The organism is Mucilaginibacter sp. (genome assembly GCF_041663085.1).
GTDB lineage: Bacteria > Bacteroidota > Bacteroidia > Sphingobacteriales > Sphingobacteriaceae > Mucilaginibacter.
Genome location: NZ_JBAZRC010000103.1, coordinates 1 through 17,089 on the forward strand (window position 1 = coordinate 1; position 17,089 = coordinate 17,089).

The 17,089-nt window shown below is 45.8% G+C and carries 14 protein-coding genes; 5 read left to right on the forward strand and 9 right to left on the reverse strand.

Annotation, left to right across the window (positions count from 1 at the left end; all coding sequences use genetic code 11):
* From WC615_RS16660 to prfH, 3 genes are all read left to right on the forward strand, one after another.
* A partial coding sequence (locus WC615_RS16660) for a hypothetical protein (protein WP_372979208.1) occupies positions 1 to 660 on the forward strand: 660 nt, incomplete at its 5' end.
* A gap of 5 nt (positions 661 to 665) precedes the next feature.
* On the forward strand, positions 666 to 2,066 hold the full coding sequence (locus WC615_RS16665; protein WP_372979209.1) for an RtcB family protein: 1,401 nt from the start codon (positions 666 to 668) through the stop codon (positions 2,064 to 2,066).
* Between the two features lie 4 nt (positions 2,067 to 2,070).
* Positions 2,071 to 2,688, forward strand: a complete 618-nt coding sequence (prfH, locus tag WC615_RS16670) for a peptide chain release factor H (protein ID WP_372979210.1) — start codon at positions 2,071 to 2,073, stop codon at positions 2,686 to 2,688.
* A 236-nt stretch (positions 2,689 to 2,924) separates the two neighbouring features.
* Here the strand turns inward: prfH and WC615_RS16675 are convergent, their stop codons facing one another.
* Complete coding sequence (locus tag WC615_RS16675) at positions 2,925 to 4,124, reverse strand: FAD-dependent monooxygenase (protein WP_372979211.1); 1,200 nt, start codon at positions 4,122 to 4,124, stop codon at positions 2,925 to 2,927.
* Between the two features lie 38 nt (positions 4,125 to 4,162).
* The gene (locus tag WC615_RS16680; RefSeq protein ID WP_372979212.1) at positions 4,163 to 4,702 is read right to left on the reverse strand and encodes a lipocalin family protein; all 540 of its coding nucleotides are present in this window, start codon (positions 4,700 to 4,702) and stop codon (positions 4,163 to 4,165) included.
* A 152-nt stretch (positions 4,703 to 4,854) separates the two neighbouring features.
* On the opposite strand from WC615_RS16680, the gene WC615_RS16685 reads away from it, so the two are divergent.
* Positions 4,855 to 5,619, forward strand: coding sequence for a hypothetical protein (locus WC615_RS16685; protein WP_372979213.1), 765 nt, complete (start codon positions 4,855 to 4,857; stop codon positions 5,617 to 5,619).
* A gap of 40 nt (positions 5,620 to 5,659) precedes the next feature.
* On the opposite strand, the gene WC615_RS16690 is transcribed toward WC615_RS16685, so the two are convergent.
* Entirely contained in the window at positions 5,660 to 8,161 is a 2,502-nt protein-coding gene (locus WC615_RS16690) for a hypothetical protein (protein WP_372979214.1), read from the reverse strand.
* 246 nt (positions 8,162 to 8,407) lie between these two features.
* Between WC615_RS16690 and WC615_RS16695 the strand changes: the two genes are divergently transcribed.
* The gene (locus WC615_RS16695) at positions 8,408 to 10,105 is read left to right on the forward strand and encodes a hypothetical protein (protein WP_372979215.1); all 1,698 of its coding nucleotides are present in this window, start codon (positions 8,408 to 8,410) and stop codon (positions 10,103 to 10,105) included.
* A 253-nt stretch (positions 10,106 to 10,358) separates the two neighbouring features.
* On the opposite strand, the gene WC615_RS16700 is transcribed toward WC615_RS16695, so the two are convergent.
* From WC615_RS16700 to WC615_RS16725, 6 genes are all read right to left on the reverse strand, one after another.
* A complete protein-coding gene (locus WC615_RS16700) occupies positions 10,359 to 11,198 on the reverse strand; it encodes an SGNH/GDSL hydrolase family protein (RefSeq protein WP_372979216.1) in 840 nt (279 codons plus the stop codon).
* Positions 11,195 to 13,879, reverse strand: coding sequence for a family 78 glycoside hydrolase catalytic domain (locus WC615_RS16705; protein ID WP_372979217.1), 2,685 nt, complete (start codon positions 13,877 to 13,879; stop codon positions 11,195 to 11,197). Before WC615_RS16705 ends, WC615_RS16700 begins: the two co-directional genes overlap by 4 nt.
* A 7-nt stretch (positions 13,880 to 13,886) precedes the next feature.
* Positions 13,887 to 14,507 (reverse strand): lactate utilization protein C, encoded by a 621-nt coding sequence (locus tag WC615_RS16710; RefSeq protein ID WP_372979218.1) that lies wholly within the window; start codon positions 14,505 to 14,507, stop codon positions 13,887 to 13,889.
* Positions 14,480 to 15,856: a lactate utilization protein B gene (locus tag WC615_RS16715; RefSeq protein ID WP_372979219.1), complete on the reverse strand. Its 1,377-nt coding sequence runs from the start codon at positions 15,854 to 15,856 to the stop codon at positions 14,480 to 14,482. Before WC615_RS16715 ends, WC615_RS16710 begins: the two co-directional genes overlap by 28 nt.
* A gap of 1 nt (position 15,857) precedes the next feature.
* The gene (locus tag WC615_RS16720) at positions 15,858 to 16,592 is read right to left on the reverse strand and encodes a (Fe-S)-binding protein (RefSeq protein ID WP_372979220.1); all 735 of its coding nucleotides are present in this window, start codon (positions 16,590 to 16,592) and stop codon (positions 15,858 to 15,860) included.
* Positions 16,589 to 17,089: FGGY-family carbohydrate kinase (locus WC615_RS16725; protein WP_372979221.1), on the reverse strand; the 501-nt coding region annotated here is incomplete at its 5' end. The genes WC615_RS16720 and WC615_RS16725, both read right to left, overlap by 4 nt.

Here is a 17,089-nt window from a genome sequence, read left to right on the forward strand (position 1 = left end):
GATAAGCGCTTAATTAAGCTGAGCAAAACACGGGAACAATTGTGGCAACAAAAGCAAAATTTACCAATGGTGCCGCTGGAGCATCCTTATCAACGGGGCTGGAAACGTTTTTTCGTATTGCGTGACAATGTAAAGCATAGCCCAAGGAAGGACTTTTATGAGGCGTTGTTACCTAAAATCAATACAGTTGAATATCATCAGGACAAATCCTTCAAACGGAAAAAGCGACGCAAACAGCGTTACGTATACCAGGTAAAAGCGCAGATGCTGCGGGAGTTATCGCAGCATAGCTGGGATATAAACAGGATAAACTTAACCGAAGAGGAAAAGGTTTGCTTTACCCGCGTTGAAACGTTTGATGTTAAAACTTACCGTACCGATGTAAAATACGTGTTTGCCGAACCATGGCGCTTTGTGCTCAAAGTAGCACCACACATGGTAACGCATACCAAATTGATGGACGCGGATATTGAAAGGGAGCTATCGTACATCGATGATCATATTGATAACAACCACTTGTCGCCGCGCATCAACCTGTTAACCCGTGGCCGGAGTTATCGTTGGAAAGACGAGTTTAACGAGCAAGCCAAATACATTAACAAATTTAAAAACATACCCAGGTATGCCCATAAAGAAGCGTACCTGGAATTAGAAACATAACCCACATGGGCAATTTAAGAACAAAAGATTTAAGTAAAATAGGTTACCATAACGATCAGCTGCGAAGCCTGGTTATTGGCGTGGCCTCTAAAAACTTCAAGCACCACAGTAAGCAGCAATTGCTTGATCTGCTGGTGGATATTAAGAATGATCCGGAAGCATTTCTGGATAATGAATTAACAAGTAAAATAGCCGAAAAGGTAATAGGTAAAGTAGAAGGGCCATCGTTTAAAACGTTTGAACTGCGTGATGAACAGGTATACTGTAAAACCTATGGCAGCAAGGGGATCGAGGCATCGGCCAAAAGGCAAATGGAGCTGGCCAACCTGTTACCAATAAGCGTACAGGGCGCACTAATGCCCGATGCTCACATGGGCTTTGGTTTGCCTATTGGCGGTGTGCTGGCAACTGATAATGCGGTTATTCCTTATGCGGTAGGCATGGATATTGGCTGCCGCATGGCGTTGTCAATTATTGATGAGAGTGATGGCTTCCTGAAACGGTTTGAATATCAGATAAAGCAAGCCTTAAAAAATCATACCCATTTTGGTATGGAGGGCGGCTTGGATGTGAGACAGGAGCATAAAGTGTTGGATAGCCCGGTATTTAATGAGATCCCGTTTTTGAAACCGCTGCGTAGTAAAGCCGTGAGGCAATTAGGCACATCGGGCAACGGTAACCATTTTGTGGAGTTTGGCGAGATTGAATTGTTGGCTGATAACACATTAGGCTTACCGGCTAAAAAGTATACAGCCTTGTTAACACATTCCGGTAGCCGTGGATTAGGATCGGCCATAGCAAGGCATTACACGCAGATAGCCATGAATACCTGCAAACTTCCGCGCCACGCACAGCAACTGGCCTGGCTGGATATGAATAGCGAGGCGGGCCAGGAATACTGGTTAACCATGACCCTGGCAGGCGATTATGCCAAAGCCTGTCATGAACGCATCCATGCCAATCTGCTAAAGGCTTTAGGCTTAAAGGCACTATACGTGGTAGAGAACCATCACAACTTTGCCTGGAAGGATCGGTTGACTGATGGTCGTGAAGTGATCGTCCACCGTAAGGGGGCAACACCGGCGCATAAAGGCGAACTGGGTATCATCCCCGGCAGCATGACCACACCGGCTTACCTGGTATCGGGTAAAGGAACCACTGATGCTTTATACTCTGCATCACACGGTGCCGGTCGGGCCATGAGCAGGCAAAAGGCTAAGGACAGCATGACAGTATCGGCCATGAAAAAAATGCTGACCAATGCCGGCGTAACCTTAATTGGCGGCACAGTTGAAGAGAACCCCTTAGCTTATAAGGATATAGAAAAGGTAATTGCCGCGCAAGGTGAGTTGGTCGATATCCAGGGCAAGTTTTATCCACGTATTGTAAGGATGAATAAGGAGTAGTTGTATGAAAAAGATGATGATACAGATCACCTCGGGCAAGGGCCCGGCAGAATGCTGCCGGGTTGTAGCCTGCGTGCAAAGCCTGATAATGAAGCAGGCCAGGCAGCAAAGTATTAAAATTGAAGTGCTGGAGAATAAAGCCGGCGAGTTAAACGGCACGTTACTATCCGCTACGATGATGGCAACCAGTGATAAGCTGGATGCTTTTGTAAAAGAGTGGGCGGGCACTATACAATGGATAGCGCAAAGCCCATATCGTAGATATCACAAACGTAAAAACTGGTTTGTGGGCGTAGCTGCTTTTGACGTGAAAGAACTGATGCAATGGAACCCCAAAGATGTAAAGCTGGAAACCTGCCGCTCATCAGGCCCGGGCGGCCAAAACGTAAACAAGGTGGAAACAGCAGTTCGGGGGACGCATTTGCCATCTGGCTTGCAGGTTATGGCGATGGATACCCGATCTCAGTTGGAGAATAAGAAACTTTGCCTGGCCCGGCTGGAAGCCAAAATAATGGTTTGGCAAACAGAACAACTGATAGCACAACAGCAGAGCCAGTGGCAGGAGCATAACGCTCTGGAGAGAGGGAATCCGGTTAAAACCATAAAGGGCGAACTGTTTTAGCCTTGATGTTATTCATATTGAAAAGCAGACCGCCTCATGATATTCATGAGGCGGTTTTTTATTGAATTTTTTGGGCAAACAAAAAGCCCCCGGCGACTTTCTTGCTAATTTAAACAGGGCGTTACATTTACGGAAAGACCAGATTTGACTTTAAAAAAAAGTGGTAAGAGACGCGGAGGGTTGAATTCCCATATACAAAGATGCTATTATAGCCACGCGTAAACACCGGAACCTGACTACTTTCCGTTCTGATCATATACAGGTAACGGAAAATCATCTTTCTTCACCTTCTTTCCTTTAAATGCTTTGATCAAACCCTGAACAAAGTTGCTCGCAAAAATACCGGCTACTGTATTTAATACGTTAACCCCCCATTTAGATTTGGGGTGCACGATCCATGGCGCACCGGACGGCAGGTTTTGCACCGCTTTTACATAGGGCCTCAGTTTCTTTTCAAATGCCCGGAATGCTTTTGCATGATCTTCATTTTGCGATAGTTCTCCGGCTAGTATGTATGCGCCTAAAATAGCAAGTGATGTGCCCATGCCACTGATGGGCGTAGGGCAATAGGCAGCATCGCCTATCATGGCTAACCTGCCTTTTGACCATCTTGGTGCGATGACCTGGCTCACAGCGTCAAAGTAAAAATCATCACTCTGCTCTATAGCCTTGCTTAATCTGGGGGCTTCCCAGCCTGCGCCCGAAAGCTTTTCAATTAAAAACGATCTGCGTTCAGCTTTTGATAATTTATGGTAACTCTTATCCCGCGATAAGAAGCTAAAGGATGCCCGCGTACTGCCCTCATTATCGGGCCTCAACAGTAAAACCCTGGAGCCGGGCGCATTATACCATCTTGCCCAGTTGGTATCGGTTGGTGTTTTAGGTATGGTAAGATAAACATTGTATAGGCCGATAAACTTCAGCTCAGCTTCATTACCGAACATCAGCTCCCGTGTTTTAGAACGTACGCCATCGGCGGCCACCACCAGATCAAACGTCCCCTGTTGCCCGTCGCTGTAAGTAACATTTACGCCCTGCTCAGTTTCGGCTATCTCTGTAATGTATTTACCAAAAAGGTAAGCCACATCTTCTTTTGTACGTTCATATAAAATATTCACCAGATCCCCTCTGATGATCTCCATCTCGCCGGTAAAGCTGTCTGCACCGCTGGCAGGGAAAGAAGCACTTACACGCCCTTTATCATTGATGAACTGAATGCCTAATTCGCCGGTATTGGCCTGTAATATGGCATCTGCGATGCCCATTTTCTCTGCAATTTTGCGTGCTGCGTCTCTCACATCAATATTTTGGCCGCCCAAGCGCAATGCAGATGCCCGCTCAACAACAGTTACTTCAAAGCCATATTTATTAAGCCAAAAAGCCAGTGTTGGGCCTGCTATACTCGCTCCGGAAATCAATACTTTTTTAGGTCGCATTTTAGTTCTGCTATTTTTTAAATCCGGAAACAGCTTTATTAATCATGTTTTGTCCAAACAAGTTTACTCACATCATAGCCTAAACTTTGGGCCTGCTTTAAATAGTCTGTTACCACCGCATGCGGGATGGTTTTTTCGCGGGATAAAAGCCATAAATAGCCTAAATTATTGCCTGCAACCATGGCATACTTATAATCCGGATCAATGGCGATAACATTATACCCGGAATAAAACGGCCCAAAGAAAGATACTTTTAACCTGCCGCGGTCAGCACTTTCAACGAATTTAGCCTTGCCGATGCTTTGTTTCCATTCCTTTGTAATATAGTTATAACCACGGTTATCCACACGAATGGTCCCATTATCTTTAAGGGTATAATTGGCGGTAACATTGTTAAGGTTCTTTTCGAACTTAAAGTCCATCCGGCATATCTCGTACCATTGTCCGAGATAACGATCCTTGTTAAAAGGATGAACCGCTTTAGCGCCTTTTGGGATAGATGCACAAGATGAAAGGCCAATGATTAATGCCGCAGCGCCTATACCTGCGAGACCGATCTGCCACTTTTGTATTTTCATTCATGAGCAACCCATTATAGTCAGTTTTGTTTCCTTTAAAACTCGGTTTACAATTAGCTGATGCCGGTAAAAAAACTTCAGATTGTCCTCAGAATGTGGTTTTAGTTTAGCATCACCATCCCTTAAAATAATTAAAGATATTGCTATTCCTTATGAAGAAGAGTTACTTGCTGTTGCTTGGCGCCTGCTTATTTACGCTTAAACTAAAAGCCCAGGCCAATTACGAGATACAGGTATATGGTTCTGAAACCATGGCAAAAGGCCGTACCATGGTTGAACTTCATAGCAATTATACCCTTAGTGGTAATAAACTGGTAATGGGTACCGAACTGCCTACCAACCATGTTGTACATGAAACCATTGAGATAACCCACGGGTGGACGCCGTGGTTCGAGACCGGTTTCTACTTTTTCAATTCAATAGGCAATGATGGCCGCACGGCTTATGTAGGCTCGCATATACGGCCGCGTGTAGCTGCACCCGATAGCTGGCACTGGCCGCTTGGCGTTAGTATATCTACCGAGTTTGGGTACCAAAAATCCGCTTTCGATGCCAACACCTGTTCGCTGGAGATAAGGCCCATTGTAGATAAACAATGGGGTAAGTGGTATGCCTCTTTTAACCCAACTGTCGAGAAAAGCTTTGCCGGGCCGGATGTAAACCAGGGGCTTATTTTTTCGCCAAATTTAAAAGGCAGCTATAGCGTTAGCAATATAGTTGCGCTTGGGCTGGAGTATTACGGCAGTACAGGCCCTTTTTTGCATTATTATGCTTACCAGCAGCAGGAGCACCAATTGTTTGCCGCCACCGATCTTAACTTTAGCGCCAATTGGGAGTTTAATGCGGGTGTTGGTTACGGTTTTACTTCAAGTACCGATAAAGCCATTGTTAAAATGATAATTGGGCGGCGGTTTTAAATAATTACTCCGCCCAGAGGGGAAGTGCCCCTGTTAATAATTAATCTACTTTCCTCAACTTAAAGGTAGTGACGGCCGTGCAGCGTTTTTTTAGCATGATATCACCATTAGCATTCGCTTTTATGTTTTGCGGGGTGTTATTTATCCAAACCCGGTATGCCGCGCCTGGCTGCAAGCCTTTAATGGTAAACTGGTAATCGTCTGCAGAGCTTACCGACCATGAATAGGAGCCGACCGACCAGGCATCCACATGCAGGTTAATACTGTGGCTTGTGGCGGCTTTGGCCGATAGTTGCATACTATCCTGATTGCCCGGATAAAAGCTTAATGTTTTGCCGTTTTTGCTAACGCCAAAAGCCTGTTTGCCGGTTACGGTAAAGCCGCTGGTGCTAACCATATACTTATCAATGCTTAGTTTGATGTGGTATGCCGTATCCCTTAGCGTGTAAGAAAATTTCGTGCCGTTAAGCTCAGCAGATAGTTTTGGTTCTATACCCATTCGGTTCCATTTAGGCCTCAGGCCGTAAATATCACGGTATAGGGCTGTAATGCCCGTAGAGATACCCGCCAGTATATCATCGCCTAAACCCAATTGGGAAACCCTGCTATAACGCTGAGAAGAAAGCCCGTCCTTTTTATACTGGTTTAATAGCTTGTGGATATACTTTAGCGCGATGCCTTTATTGTAACCCGCATAGGCCCTTACGCCAAGGTAACCCCAGGTAGGGAAGATATCGCCATTCTCGTATTTCGGGAAGGGCCAGTTTCCGGCAGACACTTCGTCCTTTTTAAACGAATCGAAACATAAAGGCCAGTGAAAAAGATTTTCTTTGGCGGTACGGGTTTCTATCTGGTCGAGGATAAGCGCTCTACGTTGCGGGTCATCACACAGGCCAAAGGCAATTGCCGCGAAGTTTACCGGGGTTACCAGGTTATCGCCATGTACCGAGCCATCATTATCGCGCCAGTAAACATATTGTTTTTTGGTTGGCGACCAAAAGCCACCCTCGTACACAGGTTTGTTAAAGGCTGTTTTAAGGCGCGCGGCAATTGCTGTATAATATGCCGCCTTTTCTTTGTTGCCCAGTACCCTTTCGCAATTTGCCCAAAGGTTTAGGGCTTCATACATCTGGGCGTTAACAAAAGCGTTTTCATAACTTGCCCAAACAATATCCAGCCAGTCGCTTGCTTTTTTTTCGGCGATGTTGTTATTCATCATCTCAAAAATACCGTTGTGGTTTGCATCGCGTTTAATAAGCCAGTCGAGCGCTTTTTCGCAGCTTGCCTGGTGCGAGTGCAGCCAGTTAACATCGCCATTCAGGTCGAACTGTTCGCTGGCGTTGATCACATAGCCGGTTTGCGAATCAACCGTATAACCCCACATGGCTTCATAGTAGCCTGTTTTTGGGTTATAGGTGCCCGGTATTTCGTCGCCCGCTTCATTGTGCCAGCGCGATAATACACGGCCATCTGCAAGCATAGCCTCGTCGCGTTCCTGGTTAAGCGTGGCCGACATATTTTTGGTGTAATTTTTATCGCCCAGCGCCATGCCTATCTGCGCAAAGAAAGGCTCGTGCAGGCATTTCCAGTTGGTGAGCCAGCCATTGCCGCCGATGATATTGTTATCAACCACACCATAGCGGCCGGTGGTGTTCATCAATTCGCGAACGGCCGCCGCGTCTACCCCCGGTAGGGTACCTCTGGAATACTCCTTAAAATAGTCAACATATTGCAGGTCTACCTGTACTTTTACTGTGCCTTTTTTTACCTTAAAAGGGGCGAAGATATCTGCCTTTTGCGATACGAAGCGGCTAAGATCATGCCGTTGTTGCAGTACACTATTGGTAACCAATTGTGTGCTGGTAAATTCGTTATTACTGCTGTGCGAGAATTTTGAAGCAACAGCATCCCCGTTGTCTGTTTTGGTGCTGATACGTAACCCATTGCCCCATTCGGCGTTCCAGTAGGTTACGCCCCCGGTATGTACACCGTAGGTGTCATCAACCTGTTTGAGGTATTTGCACCAAACCACGCCGCCATTATCCAGGATGCCGCCCTTCCATACAGCCAGGTTGCTAAAGTTGTATTTGGGGAAGGCCATATCTTCCAGTTCTGCATCACGGTTATAATCCCGCGTGATGGTCCAGCTTATTTTATCGCCGTTAACTTTAAACTCCCACGTTTCGTTGACAGTTAAGTTCCCATCGCCATAAGTTAAGCCCGATAGTTTGATAATGCCCTTATTTTGGGATAATTTGATATTGCCGCTCCCTTTACCAGACGAGAATATGCCGGTTTTTGTAGCGATACCCGTATAGATGCCGGCGGGCGATAAAACGTTCTTCCCTTTTATTTGCAATTGCTTAATTACATACCCCGCCGAATAATCAATAACCATAGATAACTGGTTGCCGCTTGCGGTGATAGTAACCGTTTTTGCAGCGGGCGATATCCTTGTTGTTACATGCTTATTATACGCAGCCCCGGGATGCAGGATAAATAAAAATAAACATAACAGGGGCAGGAAGATCTTTTTGAGCATAGCGGCTGTAAATTAAGTATTGTTTTTGCTGAATGGGGCCGTAAGCAAAAGTATGTTTAACAAGGTTGTGTTTTTTGTACTTTTTGATATTTTTCAAAGCTTTGGAGTAAACCTGTTGTTCCCAAACAGATGGGTACACTTACCTGCCTGTTTTTATTTTAATTTACGGCATCAATTGCCCAAATTTTAAAAAACAACTATAAATTATAAAATTCACCTCTTTTGATAGGGGAGATTAACAACGATATGAAGCATCATAAATATTCAGCAGCATTTATAACAGCAATAGCTTTCATTTTAATACTGAGTTCGTTTACAATAAACGGGTTAGACGATAAGAAACCTGTTAAACCGAAGTACAAGCCTAAGATCGTTAACATCGTGAATTTTATAAGGCTGCTGGAGCCAAGGGACCCTGCCGTAACCGAGGACGTGCTGTACCAAACCGTGGTAAAACAGGTAGAGATCATGAACAAGTACAAACTGCGTGGCACATTTTTGTTGCAGTATGATGCCCTGATGGATCCCCGGTACCAAAAACTGCTGAAGAGCCTGCCTGCGGATAGTTACGAGATTGGCGCCTGGTGGGAAATTCCGCAACCGATGGTAGAAAAAGCCGGGCTAAAATGGCGCGGTCGCTACCCGTGGGACTGGCATGCCAACATTGGCTTCTCTACAGGTTACACGCCTGAAGAAAGGGAAAAACTGACCGACGTTTACATGCAGGATTTTAAAAAGATTTATGGGTATTACCCAAAAACGGTAGGCTCGTGGTTTATTGATGAGCATACGCTTAACTACATGTATCAAAAGTATCATATCGTAGCATCAAGCAATTGTAAAGACCAGTACGGTACCGATGGTTATACCCTTTGGGGCGGCTACTGGAACCAGGCTTATTACCCAAGCAAGGTAAATTCATATATGCCTGCCCAGAACGAGAAAAACCAAATCCCGGTGCCTATATTCAGGATGCTGGGCAGCGACCCGGTAAGGCAGTACGATACCGGCTTTGGCACTACGTGGCAAGGCGTAATAACACTCGAACCCGTTTACCCGAAAGCGGGCGGCAGCGCCGAATGGGTTAACTGGTTCTTTAAAGAATTGGTTGAAGGCGAGTCGATGGAGTTTGCTTATACGCAGGCCGGACAGGAAAACTCCTTTACCTGGGATGCCATGTCGAAAGGGTTTGAGATACAGATGCCCCTGATAGCCAAACTGCGCGACGAGAAAAAGATCAAGGTAGAAACCCTGGTTGAATCGGGCACATGGTTCCGCAAGCGTTATAAAACCACCCCGGCAACGTCTATGACAGTTAACAATGATATTGGGAACAGCAACCGCAAAACCGTTTGGTTTAACAGCAGGTTTTACCGCACTAACTTACTTTGGGAAGATGGTACGTTACGTTTCAGGGATATCCACCTGTTTAACGAAAAGTTACCATCCGAGTATCTTACCAAAAAAGTAGAAACCAACGTATGCTCGTTTTACACCCTGCCGTTTGTTGACGGTTATTTGTGGAGCACCCCAAAAGATATTGCCGGCCTGCGCTTTAAAACCATTGAAGATGGCAAAGAAGTGCTGCTAACAGGCGGTAATCCAAAGATAACTAACCCCGCAACCGGCAAGCTCCATATTGTATGGCCGCTAAAAGCAGGGAAAGGCACATTGACTATGGACTTAGACGAAAAGCAACTAACCGTTAAAGTAACAGGCAAAGCCGCCAATAACTGGTTTTTAGACCTGAATGTTTCCGATAAAGCCAAACTGCCCTTTAAAACCATCGGCACTAATGCGGTAAGCTGCCAGTTTCAGGGATTAAATTATAGTATCACCACGCCAAACGGCAAATTCTCTGATAACGATAAAGGCAATGTTTTTAGAGTAAGCCCTAAGGTTAATGCCTTAACGTTAAACTTTGCAGGCGAGGCGAAATGGTAAGTGTTGTATGATGTAAGTTTATCATTGCGGATGTGCCGTTAGCACATTTGGTTGGTAGAATATTCATTCGCAAGATTATCAAGCGTTCCGATAGGAACGCCTCGTGATATCACCCGCCCATTTAAGCGTCTACGCTTAAATGAAGCAAAGATTGAGCGTCTACGCTCCCGAAAACTTAGACTATAATCAGCGTAGACGCTGATTATAGTTAAAAGGCAAGCGCGACGCTTGCCTTGGCGTTAATATTCAAAACCTATTTTAGAGATAATCCCAATTTTTTAAATGCCCTCACAACGTCTTTGGCGATTATCTCATTCCCCTTATCAGACGGATGCAGGCCATCATAAGTAAGTTTTATTGCTTCAGGAGGGTAGGGATACTCATCAGTTTTTGGGTTGAATGGTACCTCTGTTGATTGCGGATAAGTATAGTTTTTATATTCCCCCGTTTTAGGGTCTTTTAACCTTTTGAAATTTACCAGGTTCTCAATTTTCAGTGAAGGATCATGGTACAGGTCTACAACCGGCACGTTCTCGTATTTCCCTATTGCTATTACTGCATTCGCAAATTCCTCCAGCGATTGCCCGTTTTTCTTTTTGTATGAGCCGTAAGCGTTGTTATTGGCATCGGCTATGTAAACAAAATCGTTGCGCTGCATAGGGGTGATTAAAACTATTTTGGCCTGCGCGTTCAACTGGCGGATCTTGTCGACGATAATGCGAAATGAGCCGTATACCGTTGTATTACCCGCTGCATTTTTATAATCTTCTATCGTGCCAACAGGCCTGCCTCCCCACCAATCGTTTGTGCCTAAAAAAATGGAGTATACATCGGCCTTAACAAGGCCCAGTTTTTCTATGTTTTCGGCAATACCGCCTGATGTCCACCCGTTATGGCCCTGGTTAATATATTTTATATTGGGTAGCCGTTCGGTAACCCCGGTTAAATAACCTTTGGTAACCCGGTTGCCGGTTTCGTCGGCATGATCGTTCAGGTAGGTGATCGAATCGCCAATGGCTACCCAGGTCACTTCTTTTTGGGTAAACGAACAAAGCAGAAATGCGGCTAATAATACAATCAGGTGCTTTTTCATGGTTTAGTATGCGTAACCGGGTTTATAAACGATTTACTGGTGAAATGATAACTACCCGAACCGATCTGCTCTGTTTTATAACCTTCTTTTTCATTGTAATCGGGCACAAAAACGGTAGCCGTGGTGTTGGCCGGTACTTCAACATCAAGGTAAAAGGTATCGCCGTCTATTTTCCAGTTAGATGTTAGTTTGCCGTAAGGTGTTTGGTAACTGGCATTGGCGTAAGTTAACTTACCACCAACGGTAGGCTTAATAATTATTTTTTTATAACCGGGGCTGTCAGGGTCGGTATCAATACCCGATGTTACGCGGTACATCCAGTCGCCTATGGCACCGTAAGCATAATGGTTATAGGAGTTCATGGTTGGCGTTTCAAAGCTGCCATCAGGTTTAATGCCGTCCCATCGTTCCCAAATAGTGGTAGCGCCCATTTTTATAGGGTATAACCATGATGGATAAGATTCCTGCAGCAGCAGTTTATAAGCTACATCGGCATAACCAAATCTGCTTAAAGCGTGGCATAAATAGGGCGTGCCCAAAAAACCGGTAGTTAAGTGGTTGCCGTAACGGGTAATGTTATTTGCCAATCTTCCTGCAGCTTGCTCGCGCAGTTGTTCCGGCAGCATATCAAATGTTAAAGCAAGCGCATAAGCGGTTTGCGTGTCAGACGAGATGAGCCCGTTTGCCGTTACATACTCGTTTACATACGCCGCCTTTATTTGCTGCAGTAAAAGTGTGTAATGGTCAGCATCGGTTTTATTACCTAAAGCGGTGGCAGCGTTTATCAATAATTGGGTTGAATAAGCGTAAAAGCATTGCGCTATCAAATACTTGCTGGTTATTGCCGACATGCCGTCCAGGTCGTTCTCTACGCTGTAAAACAGCCAGTCGCCAAAGTGCCAGCCGGTGTTCCAAAGGTTGTTTTTGGCCTTTTTCTGCATATAATCAACCCAGGCTTTCATACTTGGGTATTGGTTTTGCAGCAATTCCTTATCGCCGTAGGCTAAATACATATTCCATGGCACTACGGTGGCTACATCGCTCCAGCCGGTAGCGCCGCCATTTTGCCCATCGTTTTGCTTAAATACATCCGGGATAATATGGGGCACACTGCCGTCGCTGTTCTGGTCGGCGGCTACATCTTTCAGCCACTTGCTGAAAAAGTTGTGCACGTTCATGTTAAACGATGCCGTGCGCGAGAATACCTGCGCGTCTCCCGTCCAGCCTAAGCGCTCATCGCGTTGCGGACAATCTGTAGGTACATCTAAAAAGTTGCCTTTTTGTCCCCATTGGATGTTGTGCTGCAACTGGTTCAGCATCGGGTTTGATGTGGTGAATGTGCCCGTAGGTTCCATGTCCGAATAAACGGCCACGGCTGTAAAATTAGCCAGGTTTAAATCGCCTGTAATACCTTCAACTTTGATGTATCTGAAACCCTGCCAGGTAAACTGCGGCTCAAAGTATTCGTCGCCCCCACCTTTTAGGATGTATACGTTTTGTGCTTTTGCGCCGCGCAGGTTTTCGATGTAAAAATTACCGGCCTTATCCAGTACTTCGGTGTGCGACAATTTTATCGAATCGCCTGCTTTGCCATTGGCTTTTACCTGCACCCAACCCACCAGGTTTTGCCCAAAGTCTATCACTTTTTCGCCTTTTGGTGTTGTAATTACTTTTAGGGCTTTAAACGTTTCGTGTTTTTTTACAGGCTCGTTATAGGTTGCTATTAAGTTTTCTTTACCATAATCCTGCACTTTTACGGCAGTCCACTGGCTGTCATTAAAACCGGGTTTGGCCCAGTCTTTTTGTACCAGGCGGGCATCTATGGTAGCGCCGTTATAGATCTCGGCATACCTCAGCTCACCCGTTGCCGATTTCCAGCTCCCGTCGGATACAATGGTTTCTCGCGTACCATCAGTATAGGTAATCTCTAACTGGAACAACAAACCTACATCTTTACCATAATGGTTGGGGCTTGATACCAGCGTGCTGCGGTACCAGCCGCTGCCTACCTTCGCGCCAATGGCGTTTTGGCCTTTAACCAGCATTTTGGTAACATCATAAGCCTGGTATTGCAGGCGTTTGTGGTAGCTTGTCCACCCCGGGGTTAGGTATTCGTCACCAATTTTTGCGCCGTTTATTTGCGCTTCGTATAAGCCATGGGCGGTTATATAAGCAAACGCGCTTTTCACAGTTTTGTTAAGCGTGATGCCTTTGCGGAACATAGGGCTGGGTTTGTTCACCGTATCGCCGGCATAACCGGGGCCTATCCAGCTTGCTTTCCAGTCGGTTGGCGATAATAAACCCATGCGCCACGTAGCTTTTTTGCTCCATGGTGATGCATGCCCCTTATTATCCCAAACCATTACCTGCCAAACATAAGCCGAGCGTGATGTTAACGCCGGGCCTTTATAGGTTACGTATATCGATTGACTGCCCGATACCTTGTTACTATTCCAGATCAGCTTATTATCAGCTGCCGTATATACCCTGACCTGGTACGCCGATTGCAATACGTTTTTTGCGGTACCGGCTGCAATTTGCCAGCTAAAACGAGGGGTTTTAATATCAATGCTGATGGGGTTGTTCTCGTTTTCGGTAAGCAACCGTTCGGCGCTTAACTGTGCAAAACAGCTTGATCCCAAAACAAGGCATAGTGATAATGTAAGTAGGTTTTTGATCATTGTAAAATTAATCTAAGGATGAATTGATTAAAAATATAGTCATGCTGCGGGAGCCGTGTGCCCCCAAAACAAGTGATTGTTCAATATCTGCAGTTTTTGATGGCCCGGCTATAAATGTGCCGTACCCGTAATGTTCATTACCAATTTTTTCATAGGCCTGATGCATGTTGGCCACCAGGTCATCTGCATTTAATATAACGATAAGGTGCTGGCAAATGAATGGTAATACCCGCTGGCTTAGCAGTTCCTCGGTTATCCAAACCGCGCCGTTCTCGGCCACGCCAAAATGGGCTTTTATTATCGCCAACTCCACGTCCTGTAAAGAATGGGGCAGGGGTGATGCGTTGTTTGTTGATATAACCTCCGATAGCTCAACTACCGAGCTCATCACACGATCACCGGCATGGGTGATGCTTTTTATGTAAGCGATAATATCACCGTAACCATTCGCTTTGATCACCTTGCCGCCAATGGTGGTAAGCGTTTCGGTAAATTTAGCTTGCAGTCCGATATTTTCTGCGGGAATAATTAACTCCGGCAATGCTTTTAAAGCAGTCTGGTTAGCGCGTACGGCGTTCAGTATTTGTTCTCTCGCGGTGTTCATGCCTTCCTGTTTTTTGCGTACCATTCCCCAAACGATTCTTTCGGTGGTTCGGGCATATCGCGCTGTTTGTACCACGGGTTCAGTTTATTGTTTACGGCGAATGGCGCATATTTCATCACAAACCTACCCGCCTTGCCGCCCATATGGTAGGCTGTAGGTGATGATAAGGTTAGGCTCATGAGTTTCATGGCTGCTTTTTTACCTGCAGGAGCGTACCCGTTTTGTACAATAACCTGCCGCCATTTATAAAGCTGCTGGTGGATATCGATCTTTACCGGGCAAACGTTTGAGCACGACCCGCACAGCGTTGATGCAAAGGGCAGGTCGGCATATTTTTCCATATCCAGGTTGGGCGCCAGTATAGCCCCTATAGGCCCAGAGATGGCATTGTGATAACTGTGCCCGCCGCTGCGGCGATAAACCGGGCAGGTGTTCATACAAGCCCCGCAACGGATGCATTTGAGCGAGTTGCGGAAATCCTCGCGACCAAGCTGTTTGCTGCGGCCATTATCAACAATGATAATATGGATCTCGGTACCCGCGCGCGGTTTAGTAAAATGACTGGAATAAGTTGTAATGGGCTGCCCTGTAGCACTGCGGGTAAGCAGTCTTAAAAATACGCCCAGGTTTTTGCGTTTTGGGATGATCTTCTCTATCCCCATACTGGCAATGTGGATATCGGCGAGGTGCGCACCCATATCGGCATTGCCTTCGTTGGTGCAAACCACAAATTCGCCGGTTTCGGCAACCGCGAAGTTTACGCCGGTTAAAGCCGCCCTGCGGGTTAAAAAGGTTTCGCGCAGGTGTTGCCTGGCGGTTTCGGTTAAAAATTGCGGGTCGGCGTTACCTGCGGGCGTACCTAAATGCAGGTGGAAAAGATCGCCTATTTCTTCTTTTTTCTTGTGGATGCAGGGTAAAACGATGTGGCTCGGCGGTTCTTTGGCCAGCTGGACAATGCGTTCACCCAGGTCAGAGTCTATCACCTCGATGCCGTTATTCTCCAAGTGTTCATTTAAATGGCACTCCTCAGTAAGCATCGATTTGCTTTTCACCATTTTGGTGATGCCCTTGCTATGCAGCAGGCCCAGTACAATGTTATTATGCTCAGCCGCATCTGCCGCCCAATGTACTATAATGCCGTTGTTTTGTGCGTTTTCTTCAAACTGCACCAGGTACCCGGCCAGGTTTGATAATACATTGTCTTTTATTTGCGAAGCTGTTTCTCTTAACAATTCCCATTCGGGCAGGTGGTTAACGGCTTTATCACGCTTCTGGCGAATCCACCAAAGGGTTTCATCGTGCCAGTCTACACGGGCTTCGTCTTTATTAAACGTGGCTGCTAATTCTGCGTGGTCTTTTGTTTCCGTATGCATATCAGTCGGCGTTTAATATTTCGGCTAAATGCAGCACTTTTACTTTGCTGCCACGCCTGTTTAAAATTCCTTCCATGTGCATCAGGCACGACATATCCACCCCGGTAATAAACTCCGCGCCGTGGATCAAATGATCTTCAACCCGGTCTTTGCCCATTTTAGCAGATACGGCTTCCTCGGCAACGCAAAAGGTGCCGCCAAAGCCGCAACATTCATCAATACGGTTTAAGGGGACTATCTCAATGCCTTTTACCATGCGTAAAAGACTATCCGGTTTAGAAAATGGCGGCGCCACCAGCTCGCTCATTTGCGAAAGGTGCAAGCCGCGCTGCCCGTGGCAACTTTGGTGTACCCCAACTTTAAACGGGAACTTAGAGGGTAACGATTCAACCTTTAAAATGTCAGTTAAAAAGGAGCTTAATTCGTAAATTTTACTGCTGATGCTTGCCGCAGCGGCTTCATGCTCATGGCTATGCAAATGCTCTTTAATATGCAGCACACAACTACCTGATGGTGCAACGATATAATCAAACTCCGCAAAGTTTTTAATGAATAACTCATTACAGCCACCTGTAAGGTGCTCAAAGCCCGAGTTGGCCATTGGCTGGCCGCAACAGGTTTGGTTTTTGGGGTAGCTGACAGTTACGCCCAGTTTTTCCAGTAATTGCAGGGTGGCAATTGCGGCACCGGGGTAAAACTGGTCTACATAACAAGGTATAAACAAACCAACGTTCATATGCTAATGGTTTGACTGGCCGAATAATATTTCAATTGGATAATATCGTTTGGTATAGGTTTCCGGTTCCACTCTTTGTGGATGGCCAATGCCGCGCCTACAGCTGTAGCCTGCGCCATGGATGCCGAAAATACTTCAATTGTTGGAAAAGCCAAAGCAAGCAAGTGCATAAATACGCTGTTTTTGCTAAAGCCGCCATCAACAAATATTCGTTTTACCGGGGTGCCTTTCAGCACCAGCTGCGTAGCATAAACCTGCAGGTTTATCAAATCGAGAATTAGCTGATGATAGGCTTCTATATCATTGTGATATTCGGATAAGTCCCTTTTCTCAAAAGCAGAAGTTTTGGCGTTTGCATCCTGCGTAACCGATTGTTTTTTGGCTTTCAGGTAACTGATGATCTCGGGATCAAACGCCACGTTGCGGTATTTGATTACATCGGTTTTAAAGTGCGCGGCAATCCTTTTAACCTGCTGCTCGTGCTCGTAACCCGAAAA